The 15,374-nt window shown below is 63.5% G+C and carries 15 protein-coding genes; 11 read left to right on the forward strand and 4 right to left on the reverse strand.

Annotated features, from left to right (window positions below; all coding sequences use genetic code 11):
- The first annotated feature begins 64 nt into the window (after positions 1 to 64).
- Genes AQ12_RS12510 through AQ12_RS12530 form a run of 5 tightly spaced genes read left to right on the forward strand, consistent with a single transcriptional unit; the run spans position 65 to position 3,940 of the window.
- Entirely contained in the window at positions 65 to 1,000 is a 936-nt protein-coding gene (locus AQ12_RS12510; RefSeq protein ID WP_048440259.1) for a hydroxymethylglutaryl-CoA lyase, read from the forward strand.
- The gene (locus AQ12_RS12515) at positions 997 to 2,217 is read left to right on the forward strand and encodes a CaiB/BaiF CoA-transferase family protein (protein ID WP_048440260.1); all 1,221 of its coding nucleotides are present in this window, start codon (positions 997 to 999) and stop codon (positions 2,215 to 2,217) included. The genes AQ12_RS12510 and AQ12_RS12515 overlap by 4 nt, the downstream gene beginning before the upstream one ends.
- 25 nt (positions 2,218 to 2,242) lie before the next feature.
- Positions 2,243 to 3,241 (forward strand): tripartite tricarboxylate transporter substrate binding protein, encoded by a 999-nt coding sequence (locus AQ12_RS12520; protein WP_048440261.1) that lies wholly within the window; start codon positions 2,243 to 2,245, stop codon positions 3,239 to 3,241.
- 35 nt (positions 3,242 to 3,276) lie between these two features.
- Positions 3,277 to 3,585, forward strand: a complete 309-nt coding sequence (locus tag AQ12_RS12525) for a DUF6516 family protein (RefSeq protein ID WP_048440348.1) — start codon at positions 3,277 to 3,279, stop codon at positions 3,583 to 3,585.
- Between the two features lies 1 nt (position 3,586).
- Positions 3,587 to 3,940 (forward strand): winged helix-turn-helix transcriptional regulator, encoded by a 354-nt coding sequence (locus AQ12_RS12530; protein WP_048440262.1) that lies wholly within the window; start codon positions 3,587 to 3,589, stop codon positions 3,938 to 3,940.
- A 45-nt stretch (positions 3,941 to 3,985) separates the two neighbouring features.
- On the opposite strand, the gene AQ12_RS12535 is transcribed toward AQ12_RS12530, so the two are convergent.
- Positions 3,986 to 5,659 (reverse strand): thiamine pyrophosphate-binding protein, encoded by a 1,674-nt coding sequence (locus AQ12_RS12535; RefSeq protein ID WP_048440263.1) that lies wholly within the window; start codon positions 5,657 to 5,659, stop codon positions 3,986 to 3,988.
- Between the two features lie 68 nt (positions 5,660 to 5,727).
- Here AQ12_RS12535 and AQ12_RS12540 point away from each other — a divergent pair, with 68 nt between their 5' ends.
- On the forward strand, positions 5,728 to 6,657 hold the full coding sequence (locus AQ12_RS12540) for a LysR substrate-binding domain-containing protein (protein WP_048440264.1): 930 nt from the start codon (positions 5,728 to 5,730) through the stop codon (positions 6,655 to 6,657).
- Here the strand turns inward: AQ12_RS12540 and AQ12_RS12545 are convergent.
- The 3 genes from AQ12_RS12545 to AQ12_RS12555 all read right to left on the reverse strand — a co-directional run bounded on the left by AQ12_RS12545 (position 6,654) and on the right by AQ12_RS12555 (position 9,371).
- Positions 6,654 to 7,637, reverse strand: coding sequence for a tripartite tricarboxylate transporter substrate binding protein (locus AQ12_RS12545; protein WP_082151570.1), 984 nt, complete (start codon positions 7,635 to 7,637; stop codon positions 6,654 to 6,656). The genes AQ12_RS12540 and AQ12_RS12545 overlap by 4 nt on opposite strands.
- Positions 7,638 to 7,685: 48 nt before the next feature.
- Positions 7,686 to 8,618: a TauD/TfdA family dioxygenase gene (locus tag AQ12_RS12550; RefSeq protein ID WP_048440265.1), complete on the reverse strand. Its 933-nt coding sequence runs from the start codon at positions 8,616 to 8,618 to the stop codon at positions 7,686 to 7,688.
- A 105-nt stretch (positions 8,619 to 8,723) separates the two neighbouring features.
- On the reverse strand, positions 8,724 to 9,371 hold the full coding sequence (locus AQ12_RS12555; RefSeq protein WP_053076705.1) for a helix-turn-helix domain-containing protein: 648 nt from the start codon (positions 9,369 to 9,371) through the stop codon (positions 8,724 to 8,726).
- 217 nt (positions 9,372 to 9,588) lie between these two features.
- On the opposite strand from AQ12_RS12555, the gene AQ12_RS12560 reads away from it, so the two are divergent.
- The 5 genes from AQ12_RS12560 to AQ12_RS12580 all read left to right on the forward strand — a co-directional run bounded on the left by AQ12_RS12560 (position 9,589) and on the right by AQ12_RS12580 (position 15,365).
- Positions 9,589 to 10,338, forward strand: coding sequence for an acetoacetate decarboxylase family protein (locus tag AQ12_RS12560; RefSeq protein WP_048440266.1), 750 nt, complete (start codon positions 9,589 to 9,591; stop codon positions 10,336 to 10,338).
- A 69-nt stretch (positions 10,339 to 10,407) separates the two neighbouring features.
- Positions 10,408 to 11,457, forward strand: a complete 1,050-nt coding sequence (locus tag AQ12_RS12565) for an ABC transporter substrate-binding protein (protein WP_048440267.1) — start codon at positions 10,408 to 10,410, stop codon at positions 11,455 to 11,457.
- A gap of 59 nt (positions 11,458 to 11,516) precedes the next feature.
- The gene (locus tag AQ12_RS12570; protein WP_238587712.1) at positions 11,517 to 12,566 is read left to right on the forward strand and encodes an ABC transporter ATP-binding protein; all 1,050 of its coding nucleotides are present in this window, start codon (positions 11,517 to 11,519) and stop codon (positions 12,564 to 12,566) included.
- On the forward strand, positions 12,563 to 14,353 hold the full coding sequence (locus AQ12_RS12575) for an ABC transporter permease subunit (RefSeq protein ID WP_053076706.1): 1,791 nt from the start codon (positions 12,563 to 12,565) through the stop codon (positions 14,351 to 14,353). The genes AQ12_RS12570 and AQ12_RS12575 overlap by 4 nt, the downstream gene beginning before the upstream one ends.
- Positions 14,354 to 14,378: 25 nt before the next feature.
- Positions 14,379 to 15,365: a 3-hydroxyacyl-CoA dehydrogenase NAD-binding domain-containing protein gene (locus AQ12_RS12580; RefSeq protein WP_048440268.1), complete on the forward strand. Its 987-nt coding sequence runs from the start codon at positions 14,379 to 14,381 to the stop codon at positions 15,363 to 15,365.
- Positions 15,366 to 15,374 lie beyond the last annotated feature (9 nt).

The raw sequence follows: 15,374 nt of genomic DNA on the forward strand, positions 1-15,374 counted from the left end.
ATTGGAACGTTGCAGTTCTTGAATTGATCCGTTAGCTCCGTTCGGAAATTCTAAACTCCGCCTCATGACTACTGCCAATGTTGTGATCCGCGAGGTGGGCCTGCGCGATGGGCTGCAAAGCATCGCCCGGGTGGTGCCCACCGCCGACAAGCTCGAATGGATTCGTCTTGCTTATGAAGCGGGACAGCGCGAGATCGAGGTCGGCTCGTTCGTGCCTGCACGCCTGATGCCGCAGCTGGCCGACACTGCCGAGCTGCTGGCCTTTGCCCGGACGCTGCCCGGCCTGAAGGCCTCGGTGCTGGTGCCCAACCTCAAGGGTGCCGAGCGCGCGATGGAATGCGAAGCCGAGCTAATGCTGCTGCCGCTATCTGCCAGCCATGCCCACAGCCTGGCCAACCTGCGCAAGACGCCTGACGAAGTGGTGCAAGACATCGCGCGCATCCGCGATGCACGTGATGCGCGCGGCTCGAAGACGAAGATCGAAGTCGGCATCAGCACCGCGTTCGGCTGCACGATACAGGGCCGGGTCGAGCCTGATGAGGTGGTGCGGCTCGTGAAGGCCGTGCTGGACGCAGGCGCAGAGGCCGTGGGCCTGGCCGACACCGTGGGCTATGCCGATCCGGGCATGGTGCGTTCGCTGTTCGAGCGGGTGCTGCCCGTTGCAGGCGACAAGCTCAACTGCGGCCACTTCCACGACACGCGAGGGATGGGGCTGGCGAATGTCTATGCGGCGCTGCAGCTGGGCATCACCCGCTTCGATGCATGCCTGGGCGGCATCGGCGGCTGCCCTCACGCACCGGGCGCGAGCGGCAATGTCGCAACAGAAGACGTGGCCTACATGATGGCCAGCATGGGCATTGCGACAGGACAGGATTTCGACGCGCTGCTTGAACTGCGCAAGAAGGTCGCGCACTGGCTCGAAGGCGAGACGCTGCACGGCAGTATCTGGCGCGCGGGCTTGCCAAAAACGATGCTGCAACGCGCGCAGGTGACTGCATGAACGAAGCCGTCAACGCAACGCAGACCACGGATGTGCCGCAGCCCCTGAAGGGTCTGCGCGTCATCGAATTCACCCACATGGTGATGGGCCCGACCTGCGGCATGGTGCTGGCAGACATGGGCGCCGAGGTCATCAAGATCGAACCGATTGACGGCGACCGCACGCGCACCCTGGTGGGTGCGGGTGCGGGATTTTTTCCGATGTTCAACCGCAACAAGAAGAGCATCGGCATCGACCTGCACAGCCCGCAGGGGGCAGAGGTTGCGCGCAAGCTGTGTGCCACGGCGGACGTGGTGGCCGAGAACTTCAAGCCCGGCACCATGGGCAAGTACGGGCTCGACTACGCAGCGCTGCGCGAGGTGAATCCGCGCATCATCTACGCAAGCCACAAGGGCTTTTTGCCCGGCCCCTACGACCATCGCACGGCCCTGGATGAAGTGGTGCAGATGATGGGCGGCCTGGCCTACATGACCGGGCGCCCCGGCGACCCGCTGCGCGCGGGCACCAGCGTCAACGACATCATGGGCGGCCTGTTCGGTGCCATCGCCGTGCTGGGCGCGCTGATACAGCGCGGCATCACCGGCAAGGGCATGGAAATCCAGTCGGCCCTGTACGAGAACAACGTGTTCCTCATGGGCCAGCACATGCTGCAGTTCGCGATGACTGGCAAGCATCCCGCACCCATGCCCGCGCGAGACAACCCCTGGGCGGTGTACGACGTGTTCACGGTCAAGGATGGCGAGCAGATCTTCCTGGCCGCGGTGAGCGATGCGCAGTGGCTGACGTTTTGCGACGCGCTGGGCTTTGCCGACCTCAAGGCCGAGCCGGAGCTTGCGACCAACAACCTGCGCGTGGGGCAGCGTCCGCGCCTGCTCAAGGCGATCGCCGAGCGCATCCGCGATCGCAGTGCGGCAGAGCTTGCATCGGTGATGGAAAAAGCTGGCTTGCCATTCGCGCCGATTCGCCGGCCGGAAGATCTCTACGACGACGAGCACCTGCTGGCGACCGGCGGTCTTGCCGACGTGCGGCTGCCCGATGGACCCAAGGCGGGCGAGACGGTCAAGACCACGCTGTTCCCCATCACGATGCAGGGCCACCGGCTTGGCGTGCGGATGGATCCGCCCCGGTTGGGTGAACACAGCCGTGAGTTGCTGGCGGGCGCGGGCTTCGCAGCGAGCGAAATCGACCGGTTGCTGGGCGAATCGGTCATCGCCTGAACATCAAAAATCAAAGGAGACATTCATGAACGCAAAGACTTCCAACGCGCCTTTCAGGTTCACTCGTCGTGATGCGCTGCTCATGCTGGGCGCGCTCGGCATCGCCGGTGCTGCACCGCGTGCACTCGCGCAGGCGGGCACGGTGCGCTTCATCCTGCCCAACGCCACCGGCTCGGGCGTGGACGCGATCACGCGCGCTGCGCAACCGGCGCTGTCGAGAGCGCTGAACGCTTCAGTCGTCGTTGACAACCAGGCCGGCGCAGGCGGTGTTGTCGGACTGCAGGCGCTGGCCCGATCACCGGCCGATGGAAGTGCGCTGTCGTTCGTCTCGAACAACGTGGTGATCTTTCCGAGCGTGCTCAAGTCGTTGCCGTTCGACATGCCCGGCGACTTCACGCCGATCGCTGTCGTGGGCGCCACGCCGATGGTGCTGGTGGTCAATCCGGCCAAGGTGAGTGCCACCAACAGCCGCGAATTCATCGCGCTGCTCAAGAGCAGGCCGGGGCAGTTCAACTTCGCGTCCGGCGGCAACGGCACGATCTTGCACCTGGCTACCGAGATGTTCCTCGAAGCCGCAGGCGCAACCGCCAAGCACATCCCCTACAAGGGCGTGGGACCAATGGTGACCGACCTGATCGGCGGCCAGGTCGAATTCGGCACGGCCGCGCTGCCGAGCGTGCAGGCCCACATCAAGAGCGGCGCATTGCGGCCCATCGGCCTGCTCACCGCGCAGCGCACGCCCGCCGCGCCCGAGATTGCAACGTTCGTGGAACAGGGCCTGCCCAACTTCGTGGTCGAGGCGTGGTTCGCGCTGATCGGGCCCAAGGGTTTGAGCGCAGCGAACGTGAAGAAGGCCCACGACGCCGTGGTCAGCGCGTTTGCCGACCCGGCCGTGAAAGAGGCAATGGCCAAACAGGGCAACACCATCAACATCAGCACGCCCGAGCAGGCCCAGGCCGCGTTTCGCAGCGAGCTGGCCAAGTACGCGGCGCTGGTGAAGAAGGTGGGGCTGGAGCCGCAGTGATATGATTCTTATCAACAGATGATAAGGCTGTGGGTTTGAAGCAATCTGACGAGGCGATAGCGACTCTCCTGGACCTGGACGGTAGCGTTTTTGAGCATGGAATCCGCTATAGCCTGACTCTGCATAACCGCTACGGGATCCGTGTGATGGGTTACGACAATGCACATGCAGTCAGACCGCCGGGCAAGTTCAAGTTTGCGGGACAACGCTTGCCTTATGACCACAAGCACCGGAGTGCGAGCGACAAGGGCGTGCCTTATATCTTCGGGTCAGCGCAAGGATTGCTGGAAGATTTTTTTGCAGAGGTGGACAAGGTCATCGCTATCGCGATTGCAGGAGATTGAGATGAAGACGATTGTCATTGGCGTCATGTCGCAGGAGAAGATACGGGCTCGTGCGATTGCCATCGCCAAGGGTGAGTACAAGCCCAAGCCGGGCGAGCCCAAGATATGGTTCAACTCCATGCGTTCCGTGGCGGAGGTCCTGAGCGATTCAAACCGGGCATTGCTCAAGGTGATCCAGGAAACCGACCCTCACTCGATGGCCGAGTTGGCGCAGGCGACGGGACGGCAGCCCGGCAACTTGTCGCGCACGCTCAAGACCATGGAGCGCTACGGTCTGGTGTCATTGCTTCGCGAGAAGCAACAGGTGCGGCCGGTCGCAAATGCCACCGAGTTCAGGATATGGGCGACTGCCTGAGCAGAGAGTTGGAACGCGCACCAGGACGCATTGGACCCTTAGCGACTAGTTAATCCGCACCGTCGGCAAAATCTGCAGCGGATCGGTCACCAGTTCCAGCAGCGCCAGCCCCGCATGTGCCTGCGCCCGACTGAACGCCCCTGCGAAGTCTTCCGTGCGCGTGACGCGCTCGGCCTGCGCGCCGAACGACTGCGCCAACGCAACGTAATCCGGCCCGACGATCTTCGTGCCGCTGATGCGGTTGGGGTAGTGCTTTTCCTGGTGCATGCGGATGGTGCCGTACATGCCGTTGTTGACAACGATGACGATGAGTTGCGCGCCGTATTGAGCGGCCGTCGCAAGCTCCTGCGGATACATCAGAAAGCAGCCGTCGCCCGCCACGCAGACAACCTTGCGTCCGGGATGGCGCAGTGACGCAGCGATGGCGGCGGGCAACCCGTAGCCCATCGCGCCGCAGGTGGGCGCAAGCTCGGTTCGCGGTGCGCGGTACTCGAAGAAGCGGTGCAGCCACACGGCGTAGTTGCCAGCACCATTGGTCACGATGGCATCGATCGGCAGCGCCTCTCGCATCTGCCGCATGGCGACAGCCAGGTCAACGCCGGTTGCCTTTGCGTCGCGCGGGGGCACGGCGCTGAAGGTCAGGTAGGCGTCACGCGCGGATGCGGTCCAGCCATCCCATGCGGGCGCTGCAGGTGCAGGCAGTGCGGCCAGTGATGAAGCTGCGGCAGCGACGCTCACCTCGAAGCCGATCTCGGGCCGGAACACGCGCCCGACCTCTTGTGCCTCGGGGTGGAAGTGAATGAGGGTCTGCTGTGGGTTCGGCGCAGCAACGAGCGTGTAGTTGTCGCTTGCCACATCGGTGATGCGTGTGCCGACGGCCAGCACGAGATCGGCCGCGAGCAGCCGCTCGCGCAGCGCGGGGTTCATGCCCAGGCTCAGGTGACCCGCGTACTGCGGCAGGCGGTTGTCCACGATGTCTTGCCGGCGGAAGGTGCAGGCCACCGGCATGTTCCACCGCGCCGCAAAGTCCTTGATGTCCCTGATCGCGTCGTCGGTCCAGCCACTGCCGCCGACCATCAACAGCGGCTTGCGCGCTGCAGCCAGCCGCGCATGGACCTTGTGCATCGATGAGGCAGAAGCTTGCGCGGCTTCAAGCACCGTCGACCGGTGCGCGGCAATCGTGGCCTGCGCAACCAGCACATCTTCCGGCAACGCGACCACGACCGGACCGGGCCTGCCAGAAACTGCGACGTGGAACGCCCGCGCAACGATCTCTGCCATGCGAGAAGCGTCCGAGACTTCAACCACCCATTTCGCGAGCTTGCCGAACATCGAGACGTAGTCGACTTCCTGGAACACGTCGCGCCCTGTCTGGTCGCTGGCGATCTGGCCGATGAACAGGATCATGGGCGTGGAGTCCTGCTGCGCGGTGTGCACGCCAACGCTGGCCTGCGTCGCGCCCGGTCCGCGCGTCACCATGCAGATGCCGGGCCGGCCGGTGAGCTTGCCGTCGGCTTCGGCCATGTTGGCCGCGCCGCCTTCGTGCTTGGCCACGACCAGTTCGATCTCGTGCGACACATCGTGAAGCGCATCCAGCACTTCCAGGTAGCTCTCGCCGGGCACGCAGAACACGCGGTCCACGCCGTGCAGTCGCAATGAATCGACCAGTACGCGACCGGCGGTAGGGGAAGGGGATTGGGAAGTGTGGGTGAGTGTCATGGGATGGGTTGTCTGGATGTCTGAGTGCGCGCCTGCATAATCAAAAACGCCCTCTCGAATCAATTGCCGTGGACCTTCAGAAGCTTGAATTTTTTGTGTGCGTCAGCCAGCTCGGCAACCTGAGCAAGGCTGCGGTCGCGCTGGGCACCTTGCCTTCCATCGTCAGCCGCCAGATCGCGGCGCTGGAGCGCAGTTGCGATGGAAAGCTGTTCCATCGCACCGGGCGCGGCATGATCCTGACCGATCTTGGCGAGCGCCTCTTGCCGCGCGCGCAGGCCACCCTGGCTGAATTTCGCAACCTGCAGGCCGAGATCAAGTCGCAGCAAGGCGTGATCAGCGGCGACGTTCGCATCGGCCTGGTCCCGTCGCTGGCACAAGCGGTTTCCGCATCGCTGTTTCGCACGGTGCAGCAGCTGTATCCTGCCGTGCGGCTGATCGTCATGGAAGGGGTCAGCGCGCAGCTGGACACCTGGCGCTCCAACGATGAAGTGGACATCACGATCCTTTTCAGGGCGGGGCAGTCGGAGCTGCGCAATGAAGACAGCCTGGGCAGTGTCGATACGTATCTGGTCGGCGCGCGCGGCGACGCCTTGACCGCCGGCCCCGCCGTCCGGTTCAGCGAGCTGGCGGGGCTGCCGCTGGTGCTGGCCTCTGCGCCGAACGGGCTTCGCGCCGATGTCGAGCGGCAGGCGCAGCGACTGGGTATTGCGCTCAGCATCGTGCTGGAGACCAATTCGCTGGCCGTGCAGACCGAGCTTGCGGCCAGCGGCGGCGCGTACACCATCATGGCGGGCCACGCCGCGAGCCAGCGGCTGGGCGCGGGGCTGCAGGCATCACGCATCGTCGAGCCGACGATTGTTCGCACGATCGCGATGGGCATTGCATCGCACCGCCCTGCGAGCGATGCAACGCGCCATATTGCGCGGCATGCGCGAATGCACATCATCGAAGCCTTCAAGACCATGGGCATGCCCGAAGACTCCGTAGCGTCGAGTTAATCGAGCGTGATGTTGGCCGAGCGGATCACGCCGCCCCAGCGCGTGATTTCCTTCTGGATGTAGTCGTTGGCCATGGCCGGTGTGCCGGTCATCGTCTCTGCGCCCAGGTCGTTCAGGCGTGCAACGAACGCGGCGTCGTTCACCACGGCATTGAGTGCAGCGTTGAAGTCGCGCACGAGTGCCGGCGGTGTCTTTGCGGGTGCGAGCAAGGCGAACCAGCCCTGGATCTCATAGCCGGGCAGGCTCTCGGCCACGGTGGGCACGTCGGGCAGCAGCGGCGAGCGCTTCGTGCTCGTGATCGCCAGCGGACGCAGCGAGCCCGAGCGGACGTGCGGAACCATCAGCGCCACGTTGTCGAACATGATGGGCGTGCGGCCGGCCATGAGGTCGGGGAATGCCGCGGCGCTGCCCTTGTACGGAACCTGCGTCATCTCCACCCCAGCCATCTTCTTGAAGAGTTCGGCTGCCAGGTGCTGGCCCGTTCCCTGGCTTGCGGTCGCGTAGTTGAAGGTGCCCGGTTTCGATTTGAGCAAGGCGATGAATTCGGAAACGGTCTTCGCCGGAATCTGCGGATGGACCACCAGCACATAGGGCGTCGTTGCAACCATGCCGATCGCGGTGAAGTCCTTCTCGGTGTCGAACGGCAGCTTCTTGTAGAGGCTGGCATTGGTCGCGTGGCTGCTGGGAACGAACAGCAGGTTGGTGCCGTCGGGGTTGGTCTTGGCGGCGGTTTGGGCAGCGATGTTGCCGCTGGCACCGGCGCGGTTTTCCACGATCACCGAACGGCCCAGCTTCTGGCCGAGGTTGATGGCCACCAGCCGCGCAATCACGTCCGTGGTGCCGCCGGGCGGAAAGCCCACCGCGATGCGGATCGGCTGGTCCTGCGCGAACGCCGGGGGCGCACCAAGGGCACCAAGGGTGCCAAGGGTCGAAGCTGCGGCGGCCCCGATGATGAGTTGTCGGCGGGAGGGTTGGAACATGGTGTCTCTCATGAATTTTTCAGGCAGTCGTTTTTGTGGGGGAAGTGTTCAGTCGTGCAGCAACGAGGCAGCTGCGGCCGCTTGCTTGTCTGTCGTCGCTGCGGCCTTTCTCGCGGCCTCGACCGCCTCCGGGTTCTCGAAGCGCCCGTAGTAGTCGCCCATGGTCGATGTGCGGATCATGTGGCGGATCTCGGACGGGTCGTAGTCGCCCACGGCCAGGTGCGTGAGGCAGCGGTTGTCCCACAGCACGAGGTCGCGAACCGACCAGCGATGGCGGTACACAAAGCGCGGCTGCTGCGAGTGCTCGCACAGGAACCTGATGATGGGCTTGCTCTCGGCGTCGCTCATGCCCACGAAGGTGCGGACCCGGTCGTTGACGTACAGCGCGGGCTTGCCCGATTCCGGATGGATGCGCACCGCCGGGTGAACGACCGGCGGGTTCAGCCGCTTGAATGCTTCGAGGATGGCGGGGTCGCGCCGCGCCGAGATCAGGCTGACATCGTTGACGCCTTCCAGGTCATCGAGAAACGCCTGCATCTTGGGCGACAGGGACTCGTACGCCGCATACATGTTGGCGAACATCGTGTCGCCGCCCACCGAGGGCTTCTGGATGCAATACACCATGGTCGCCTTTGCGGGGCGAGGTGTGTAGGACAGGTCGGTGTGCCAGTTCTGTCCGTTGTAGGCGCCTGCAGGCATCTTGCCGTTGACCGGCTTGTTCGACAGCAGCATGACCTCGTCGTGTTCGGGATGCCGGTTGAAGGGCTGCGTTTCGTAGTTGTCGAGTTCGCCGAAGTGGCGGGTGAAGGCGATCAGCGTTTCGGGGTCCAGCTGCTGGTCCGGGAACACGAGCACCAGGTGTTTTGTCCACGCGGCCTTGATCTGTTCGATGGTGTCGGCGGCCAGCGGTTTGGAAAGGTCAACGCCGGTGACTTTGGCACCCAGCGCATAACCCATGGGTTGAACTTCGATGTTTGGCATTTCTGGAACCTGTTGATAGTGCGCGGCCAGTTTATTGACGCAGATCAAAAGATGCGACCACCTTGCAGGCAATCCAGAGTTGCGTTTTTGCGAAGGCGCGGCTGACTAGGCTGCCATCACGACCCACAGTACGACGGTGGGTATATCGCCCGGGTTGCGCGACGAGTGGGGGACGCTGCTGAGAAAGGTATAGCTGTCGCCCTTGTCCAGCAGGAAGTGGTCCTTGCCGATCCACATTTCGAGCTGGCCTTCCATGATGAAGCCGGTCTCTCTTCCCTTGTGGTTGGCCACGCGGTTCTTCAGGGCCGTACCCGGCTGGAATGTGGAGATCAGCATCTCCAGTTCGTCTCCAAGCCGGGGTGAGAGAGCTTCGGTCGTGATGCCTTCTCCTTCGTAGCGCCGGCGTGCGTTGGCGCGGACCACGATGCCGCGTTCGTTTTCGGGAGGCGGCACCTGGTCCAGCATGAACCAGCCGATCTGCACGCCCAGGCTCACGCTGATCGCGTAGAGGTCCTTCAGCGATGGCTTCGATTGGCCCCTCTCGATCTGGCTCAGGAATCCGACCGACCGGTTGATGCGATGCGCCAGTTCGGCGATGGAGAGCCCTCGTGAGCGCCGGAGCTGGCGAATCTCTTCGCCCACGCGATCGACGGCGTGCGAGCTTTCCCGTGGCCCTGGTTTTGCTGGTTCTTCGTTGACCCGCGTGGCGGGTGTTGACTTTTTGGGGCGGGCGGGCTCGGCTCTTTTTTTCATGTTGGCCCGATTTTGACGCGCTTTCGTTTCCAAGGCGAAGACATGTTGACATTCATTCAAATGCGTGAATAAAATTCATCAAATTTTCACGTACAAGAAAAATTAATGGATCAAAGTTCATTCCTGCTGACTGACCCGAACCTGCAGCAGCCCCTTTGCCCCGGTACGCAGAGCGCCGCCTGCCGGCCGGTTTTTTCCATCACTTTCAGGACCCCTCATGGCCTTTTTTGATTCCGCCCCTTTTGCCCTTCCGGAGCGCTCGCCGCTGTTCAAACCCGCACCCCGTTTTTACAAGGGGTATCGCAAGCTCGGCATCCTGTGCGAAGGCTCGCTCGAAGGAATCCAGAAAGCCTTGCCTGCCGACTTCGAGGCCATGAGCAACATCTTTGAAGTGTTCGTGATGAACAGCCCGGAGGTTCACGATGTGTCCCGGCCGGAGATGGGTCCTCGCAGCTACCTCGAAGGCGGGATCGTCGTGCCGGTTCGCTATGGCGACCTGGTGGGCGGACACGTGCTCTATGAATTCGTCACCACCGATGATTCGCTTGCCAGTGGCCGCGAGGTGTGGGGTTATCCCAAGAAGATGGCTGATGTGACCTTCAGTGAAGAAGGCAGCGGCGCCATCACCGCCACCGTGAGCCGCCTGGGCCGCACGCTGATCGACGCGCGATTCACGCCGGGTGACAATTCGTTCGACAAGCCGCAACTCAATCCCCGCATCCAGCGCAAGCGCATTCCGCGCGCCGATGGGACCGGCTATGACGTGGACCAGATCATTCGCAATGAACTTCGCGCACCCAAGGTGCATTCGATGGTCCGGGGCACGGCGACTGTCAATCTGGGCGGCAGCCCGTTGATGGATCCGTTGTTCGAACTGGATATCCAGCGCGTGATCGGTGCCGAATTCCTCATCGCGGAGTTCTTCCTCGATTGGGGCACAGTGCACCGCGATCTGCTGGCTACCTGACAGCACTGGTTTTTTTGTTTCTTCGCCGCCCCACAGGGCATTTCAACTTCACACAGCCGGGAAATACTCATGAAAGATCTCAGTCGTCGTCGCTTTCTGTCCGCCGTTTCGGCCGCCGCCGTCGCTTCTCCCGTGCTGAGTGCCCGGGCGCAGGGGCGACCCACCAGCATCACCGTGCGTGACCCTGGGTCCACTTATGTGGAGGCCTACCGAAATGCCTTCTATCTGCCGTTCGAGCAGAAGACCGGGATCAAGGTGATCCCCGCTGCGGCGGCCCACGAGCCAACGGCGCAGATCAAGGCCATGGTCGAGGCCAAATCGTATATCTGGGACGTAGCCCTGCTAAGCCGGTCCGCCGAGCAGTCGCTGGTCGCGGGAAACCTGCTGGAGATGCTCAATATCCAGGGCTCTGCCATTGACGATCTGCCTGCCGGCTATCGGACGCCGTATTTCGCGGGCGTGGACATTTATGCGACCGTGCTTGCCTATCGCACGGACAAGTTCAAGACCGCGCCGCAGGGTTGGCGCGACCTGTGGAACACAAAGGACTTCCCGGGGCGCAGGGCGCTTCGCAACCACCCGTTCGACACGACCGAGATTGCGCTGATGGCCGACGGTGTGCCACAGAACGCGGTCTATCCGTGCGACTTCGACCGCGCCTATCGCAGCCTCCAGAAGATCAGGCCGGATGTGAATGTCTGGTGGACCTCGGGCGCGCAGTCCGCGCAGCTGATGCAGTCCGGCGAAGTGGACATGGCGCAGATGTGGAACGGCACGGCGCAGCGCGCGATCGATGCCGGCGCGCCGGTGGCAATCCAGTGGAACCAGAACATCCACGACGTTGAAGGCTGGACGATTCTCAAGGGAACGCCCAAAGTCGAGGCGGCACGCGAATTCGTGGCGTTCACCATGGCACCTCGCCAGCAGGCAATACTTGCTAAATACATGACATACGGTCCCGCAAATCCAAAAGCCTTCGAGTTCATCGACCCCAAGCGCGCCGCGCAGCTGAGCACCTACCCTGATTACCGCAAGGCCGGCCTGCAGATCGACAACACCTTCTGGGCAACCACGAAGGACAAGGCTATCGAGCGGTTTGGCGCGTGGATGCTCAAGTGATAGCAGTGCACCCGAATCCACCACAAGGTGCCTGCGGGGGATCGCGCCTCAAGCTTGAAGTGCGCGGTCTCACCAAGCGGTACGGCAACACCGTGTCGCTGGCTGCGGCAGATCTGGCGATGCGCGACGGCGAGTTCCTCACCCTGCTGGGCCCGTCGGGCTCGGGCAAGACCACACTGCTGTCGCTGATCGCCGGACTGGTGGAACCCGATGAGGGCGAGATCTGGATCGACGGCCGCAACGCGACGCACGTGCCCAGCGAAAAACGGGGCATTGGCGTCGTCTTCCAGAGCTACGCGCTGTTTCCGCACCTGTCGATCTACGAAAACGTCGCCTTCCCGCTTCGCATGCGCAGACGCAGCGAAGCCGACATCAAAAAGCAGGTCGACGAAGTGCTGGAGGTGGTTCGCCTCTCGGGCTTGGTCGACAGGTTGCCCGCAGAGCTCTCGGGCGGTCAGCAGCAGCGGGTTGCGCTCGCGCGGTGCTTTGTCTATGAGCCGGCGATCATCCTGATGGACGAACCGCTGGGCGCGCTGGACAAGCGCTTGCGCGACCACATGCAGATCGAGATACGCCGGCTGGCCCAGGCCCGGCGCGCGAGCGTTGTGTATGTCACTCACGACCAGGAGGAGGCGCTCGTCATGAGCGACCGCATCTGCCTGATCAACGAGGGTCGCATCGAGCAGATCGGCACACCGCACGAACTCTATTACTCGCCCGCTTCGTTGTTCGCAGCGGGATTCATCGGCGAGTCGAACAAGATCCGTTTGATGCGCGCTTCGGCTGGCCGTGTATTGCTCGATGGCGTTGAAGTCAGCAGTCGCACTGCAGTGCCCGATGCCGGGACCGACGCATGGCTGATCGTGCGTCCCGAAAGCCTGCGGCTGCTGTCCCCGGGCCAGGGTGCAGACAACCAGATCGAGGCCAGCGTCGATGTGGTCGTGCTGACCGGCGCCCTGACACGGGTGCATGCGCACCTGGCTGACGGTACCCCCGTGATCGCTGCGCTGCCCAGTTCGTTCGGCGGGATCGCCGTGCGCGCCGGCGACACAGTGCGCCTGGGGTTCGACCGCGATGCCGCTGTCATTCTGGGCGGGCCTGCATCGTGACTGCGGCTGTCCCCAGCTCCCTGCGTGCATGGCGCACGCGACTGATGCACGGCGTGCCTGCACTGCCGGTACTCGTGTTCCTGGCCGTCACCTATTTCGTGCCATTGGCGCTGCTGCTGTCCAGAAGCGTCGTCTCGCCGAGCGGGCAATGGACGCTGGAGCACTTCATTCGCCTGTTCGAAACAAGCGCGTATGTCAGCAGCCTCTTGCTGACATTGAAGATGTCTCTTTCGACTGCGGCGTTGTCCGTGGCTATTGGCTACCCACTCGCCTTTGTCATCGCGCGCGCCGGCAAGTCGCTGGCGCTGTCGCTTGTGATGGGCGTGTTGGCCGCGTACTGGGCCGGGGTTCTGGTGCGCACGTTTGCATGGCTGGTTGTGCTGGGTCGCAACGGGCCGATCAACAGCGGCCTTGCCTGGCTGGGGATCACCGAGCGACCCCTGGAGTTCCTGTATCACTACGGTGGTGTGATGATGGGCATGGTCAACGCCTGGACGCCACTTGCAGTGCTCGTGATGGTTGCCACCATGCAGACCATCGACCAGCGCCTGATCCGTGCTGCGTCCACCCTGGGCGCGGGCGGCGGCCAGGCGTTCTGGCGCATCTTCTTTCCACTGTCCATGCCCGGGCTCGTGTCGGCCTTCCTGCTGGTGTTCATGGGATGCCTGGGGACCTTCGTGGTTCCGGCGCTTCTGGGTTCGGGCCGCGATGTGATGGTGGCCCAGGTGATGATCGTGCAGGTCGAGCAGTTGCTCAACTGGGGCTTCGCCGGTGCCATTGGCGTGCTCATTCTTCTGGCGACGCTGCTGGTCCTGGCCGTCTTCGCGAAGGTGTTCGGCATGGATGCGCTGCTGGGACGCGCCGCCGCAGGCCGATCGGTGAACCACTCCGGCTTTGCGCGCGTGCTCGGGCGCAACCTGCTCGGGTTGCTGGGCAGCATGTCGGATGCAGTAGCGTCCCTGGCCGACACCGCGCGGTCGCGGCTGCGCCGCCAGCAAGGCAGGCATTCGCCTGTGCTGCTGGCAGCGGCCGTCATCGTGCTCGCGTTTCTCCTCACGCCTACCTTGTTCCTGGTACCCATGTCCATTGGAAGCGGTGCCTTCATCGAGTGGCCGCCCAAGGGCTTCTCGCTGCGGTGGTATGAACTGGTGCTGGGTTCAGGTGCCTGGGTGCGAGCTGGCGTCCATTCGATCTATGTCGCGGTGCTGGCGGCCGCGTTCTCTGTGGCGCTGACCCTTCCGGCGGCCATCGCATTGACGCGCCGCAAGATCGTGGGCCAGAAGCTGATCATGGCCGCCATGGTGGCACCGATGATCATCCCGCACATCCTGCTGGCCGTGGCCCTGTTCCTGGTCTTCGCGCCGCTGGGCCTGGTCGGCACCGATCTCGGCCTGGTGACCGGGCACACGCTGGTCTGCGTTCCGTACACCTTCGTGACCCTGATGGCGATACTGAGCGGCTATGACCAGCGCCTGGACCAGGCTGCCTGCACGCTGGGTGCACGTTCCTGGCAGCGGCTCTGGCACGTGACCTTGCCCTTGATCAGGACGGGCCTTCTCGCTGCATTCCTGATTGCATTCATCACCTCGTTCGAAGAGCTCACGATTGCGCTGTTCGTGACCGGCGGGCTCAGTGCGACGCTGCCCAAGCAACTCTGGTCCGAGATGATCCTTGCAGCCAGTCCGGCGCTCGCGGCAGTCTCGACGTTGATGCTTGTCTTTGTACTCACGATCGTGGCTGTGGTGCACATGCTCAAGCGCCGCAGCCCGATAGCAGCAGGGCGTTGACCATGCGGTCCTGCGGTCCAGCGCGGTGACTACAGCGTCACCATCCACTTGCGCAGCAGCATCCCGCACATCGTTGCAGGGCCTGCTGGGCCGCCCTGTTGCAGTCGTCGGCCTGGGGCAGATCGGCATGAGCTGGGCCGCCTGTTTCCTGGCAAGGGGCCTGGCGGTGGCAGCCACTGATGTGGATCCGCTTGCAGAGCATCGCGCCCGTGCCTATGTTGCGAAAGCATGGCCCCAGCTGGAGGCGATGGGCCTGGTTGTTCCGGGTGCAGACCCGGACAGGTTCACCTTCCATTCGAGCATCCCGGATGCGGTCAGCGGCTGCGGCCTGGTCCAGGAAAACGGACCGGAGGTGCTGTCGATGAAGGTCGCGCTGCTCGAACAGATTGATGCAGCGACCGCCCCCGATGTGCTGATCGCCTCCAGCACATCGGCGCTGGCGATGTCGGACATGCAGGTGCGCTGCCAGTATCCGGGTCGCTGTTTCACGGCCCATCCGTTCAACCCGCCGCACCTGATCCCGCTGGTGGAGCTGGTGGGTGGAAGAGCAACGGACCCTGGCTCGATTGCGATCGCCCACGAGTTCTACACCGCGATCGGGAGAAAGCCTGTGCGGCTGCATCGCGAGGTCTACGGACACGTGGCCAACCGGCTGCAGAACGCGCTCTTCAACGAGGCAGCGCGGCTGGTGCTGGAAGGCGTCACCACGGTTGAAGACATCGAGACGGCGGTCAACTGGGGACCGGGGATGCGCTGGCCTTTCGTCGGACCGTTCATCAACTTCCATATGGCCGGCGGTGCGCAAGGGATGGCCGGGACCTTCGCCAAATTCGGAGCCGAGGAAGCAACGAGCACCGACCGCGTTGCACGAATCCAGTTGAGTGCCGAACAGCGCGCGAGCCTGATCGAAGGTGTCGCCCACTGCCAGGGCGCGCGCTCTGTCGAAGAACTGGAAACGATGCGTGACCGGATGCTGGTGGCGCTTTATCGCCTGAAGCATCCGGTGGGTTGAGCCGGGGCG

Origin of the sequence: Caenimonas sp. SL110, from assembly GCF_001044395.1 — a bacterium.
Classification (GTDB): Bacteria; Pseudomonadota; Gammaproteobacteria; order Burkholderiales; family Burkholderiaceae_C; genus Ramlibacter.

What these genes read in the sequence shown, in the direction of transcription:
- AQ12_RS12510 (WP_048440259.1), top strand. Translation starts at nt 65, where the DNA reads ATGACTACTGCCAATGTTGTGATCCGCGAGGTGGGCCTGCGCGATGGG.
- AQ12_RS12515 (WP_048440260.1), top strand. Translation starts at nt 997, where the DNA reads ATGAACGAAGCCGTCAACGCAACGCAGACCACGGATGTGCCGCAGCCC.
- AQ12_RS12520 (WP_048440261.1), top strand. Translation starts at nt 2,243, where the DNA reads ATGAACGCAAAGACTTCCAACGCGCCTTTCAGGTTCACTCGTCGTGAT.
- AQ12_RS12530 (WP_048440262.1), top strand. Translation starts at nt 3,587, where the DNA reads ATGAAGACGATTGTCATTGGCGTCATGTCGCAGGAGAAGATACGGGCT.
- AQ12_RS12535 (WP_048440263.1), bottom strand. Translation starts at nt 5,659, where the DNA reads ATGACACTCACCCACACTTCCCAATCCCCTTCCCCTACCGCCGGTCGC.
- AQ12_RS12545 (WP_082151570.1), bottom strand. Translation starts at nt 7,637, where the DNA reads ATGTTCCAACCCTCCCGCCGACAACTCATCATCGGGGCCGCCGCAGCT.
- AQ12_RS12550 (WP_048440265.1), bottom strand. Translation starts at nt 8,618, where the DNA reads ATGCCAAACATCGAAGTTCAACCCATGGGTTATGCGCTGGGTGCCAAA.
- AQ12_RS12555 (WP_053076705.1), bottom strand. Translation starts at nt 9,371, where the DNA reads ATGAAAAAAAGAGCCGAGCCCGCCCGCCCCAAAAAGTCAACACCCGCC.
- AQ12_RS12560 (WP_048440266.1), top strand. Translation starts at nt 9,589, where the DNA reads ATGGCCTTTTTTGATTCCGCCCCTTTTGCCCTTCCGGAGCGCTCGCCG.
- AQ12_RS12565 (WP_048440267.1), top strand. Translation starts at nt 10,408, where the DNA reads ATGAAAGATCTCAGTCGTCGTCGCTTTCTGTCCGCCGTTTCGGCCGCC.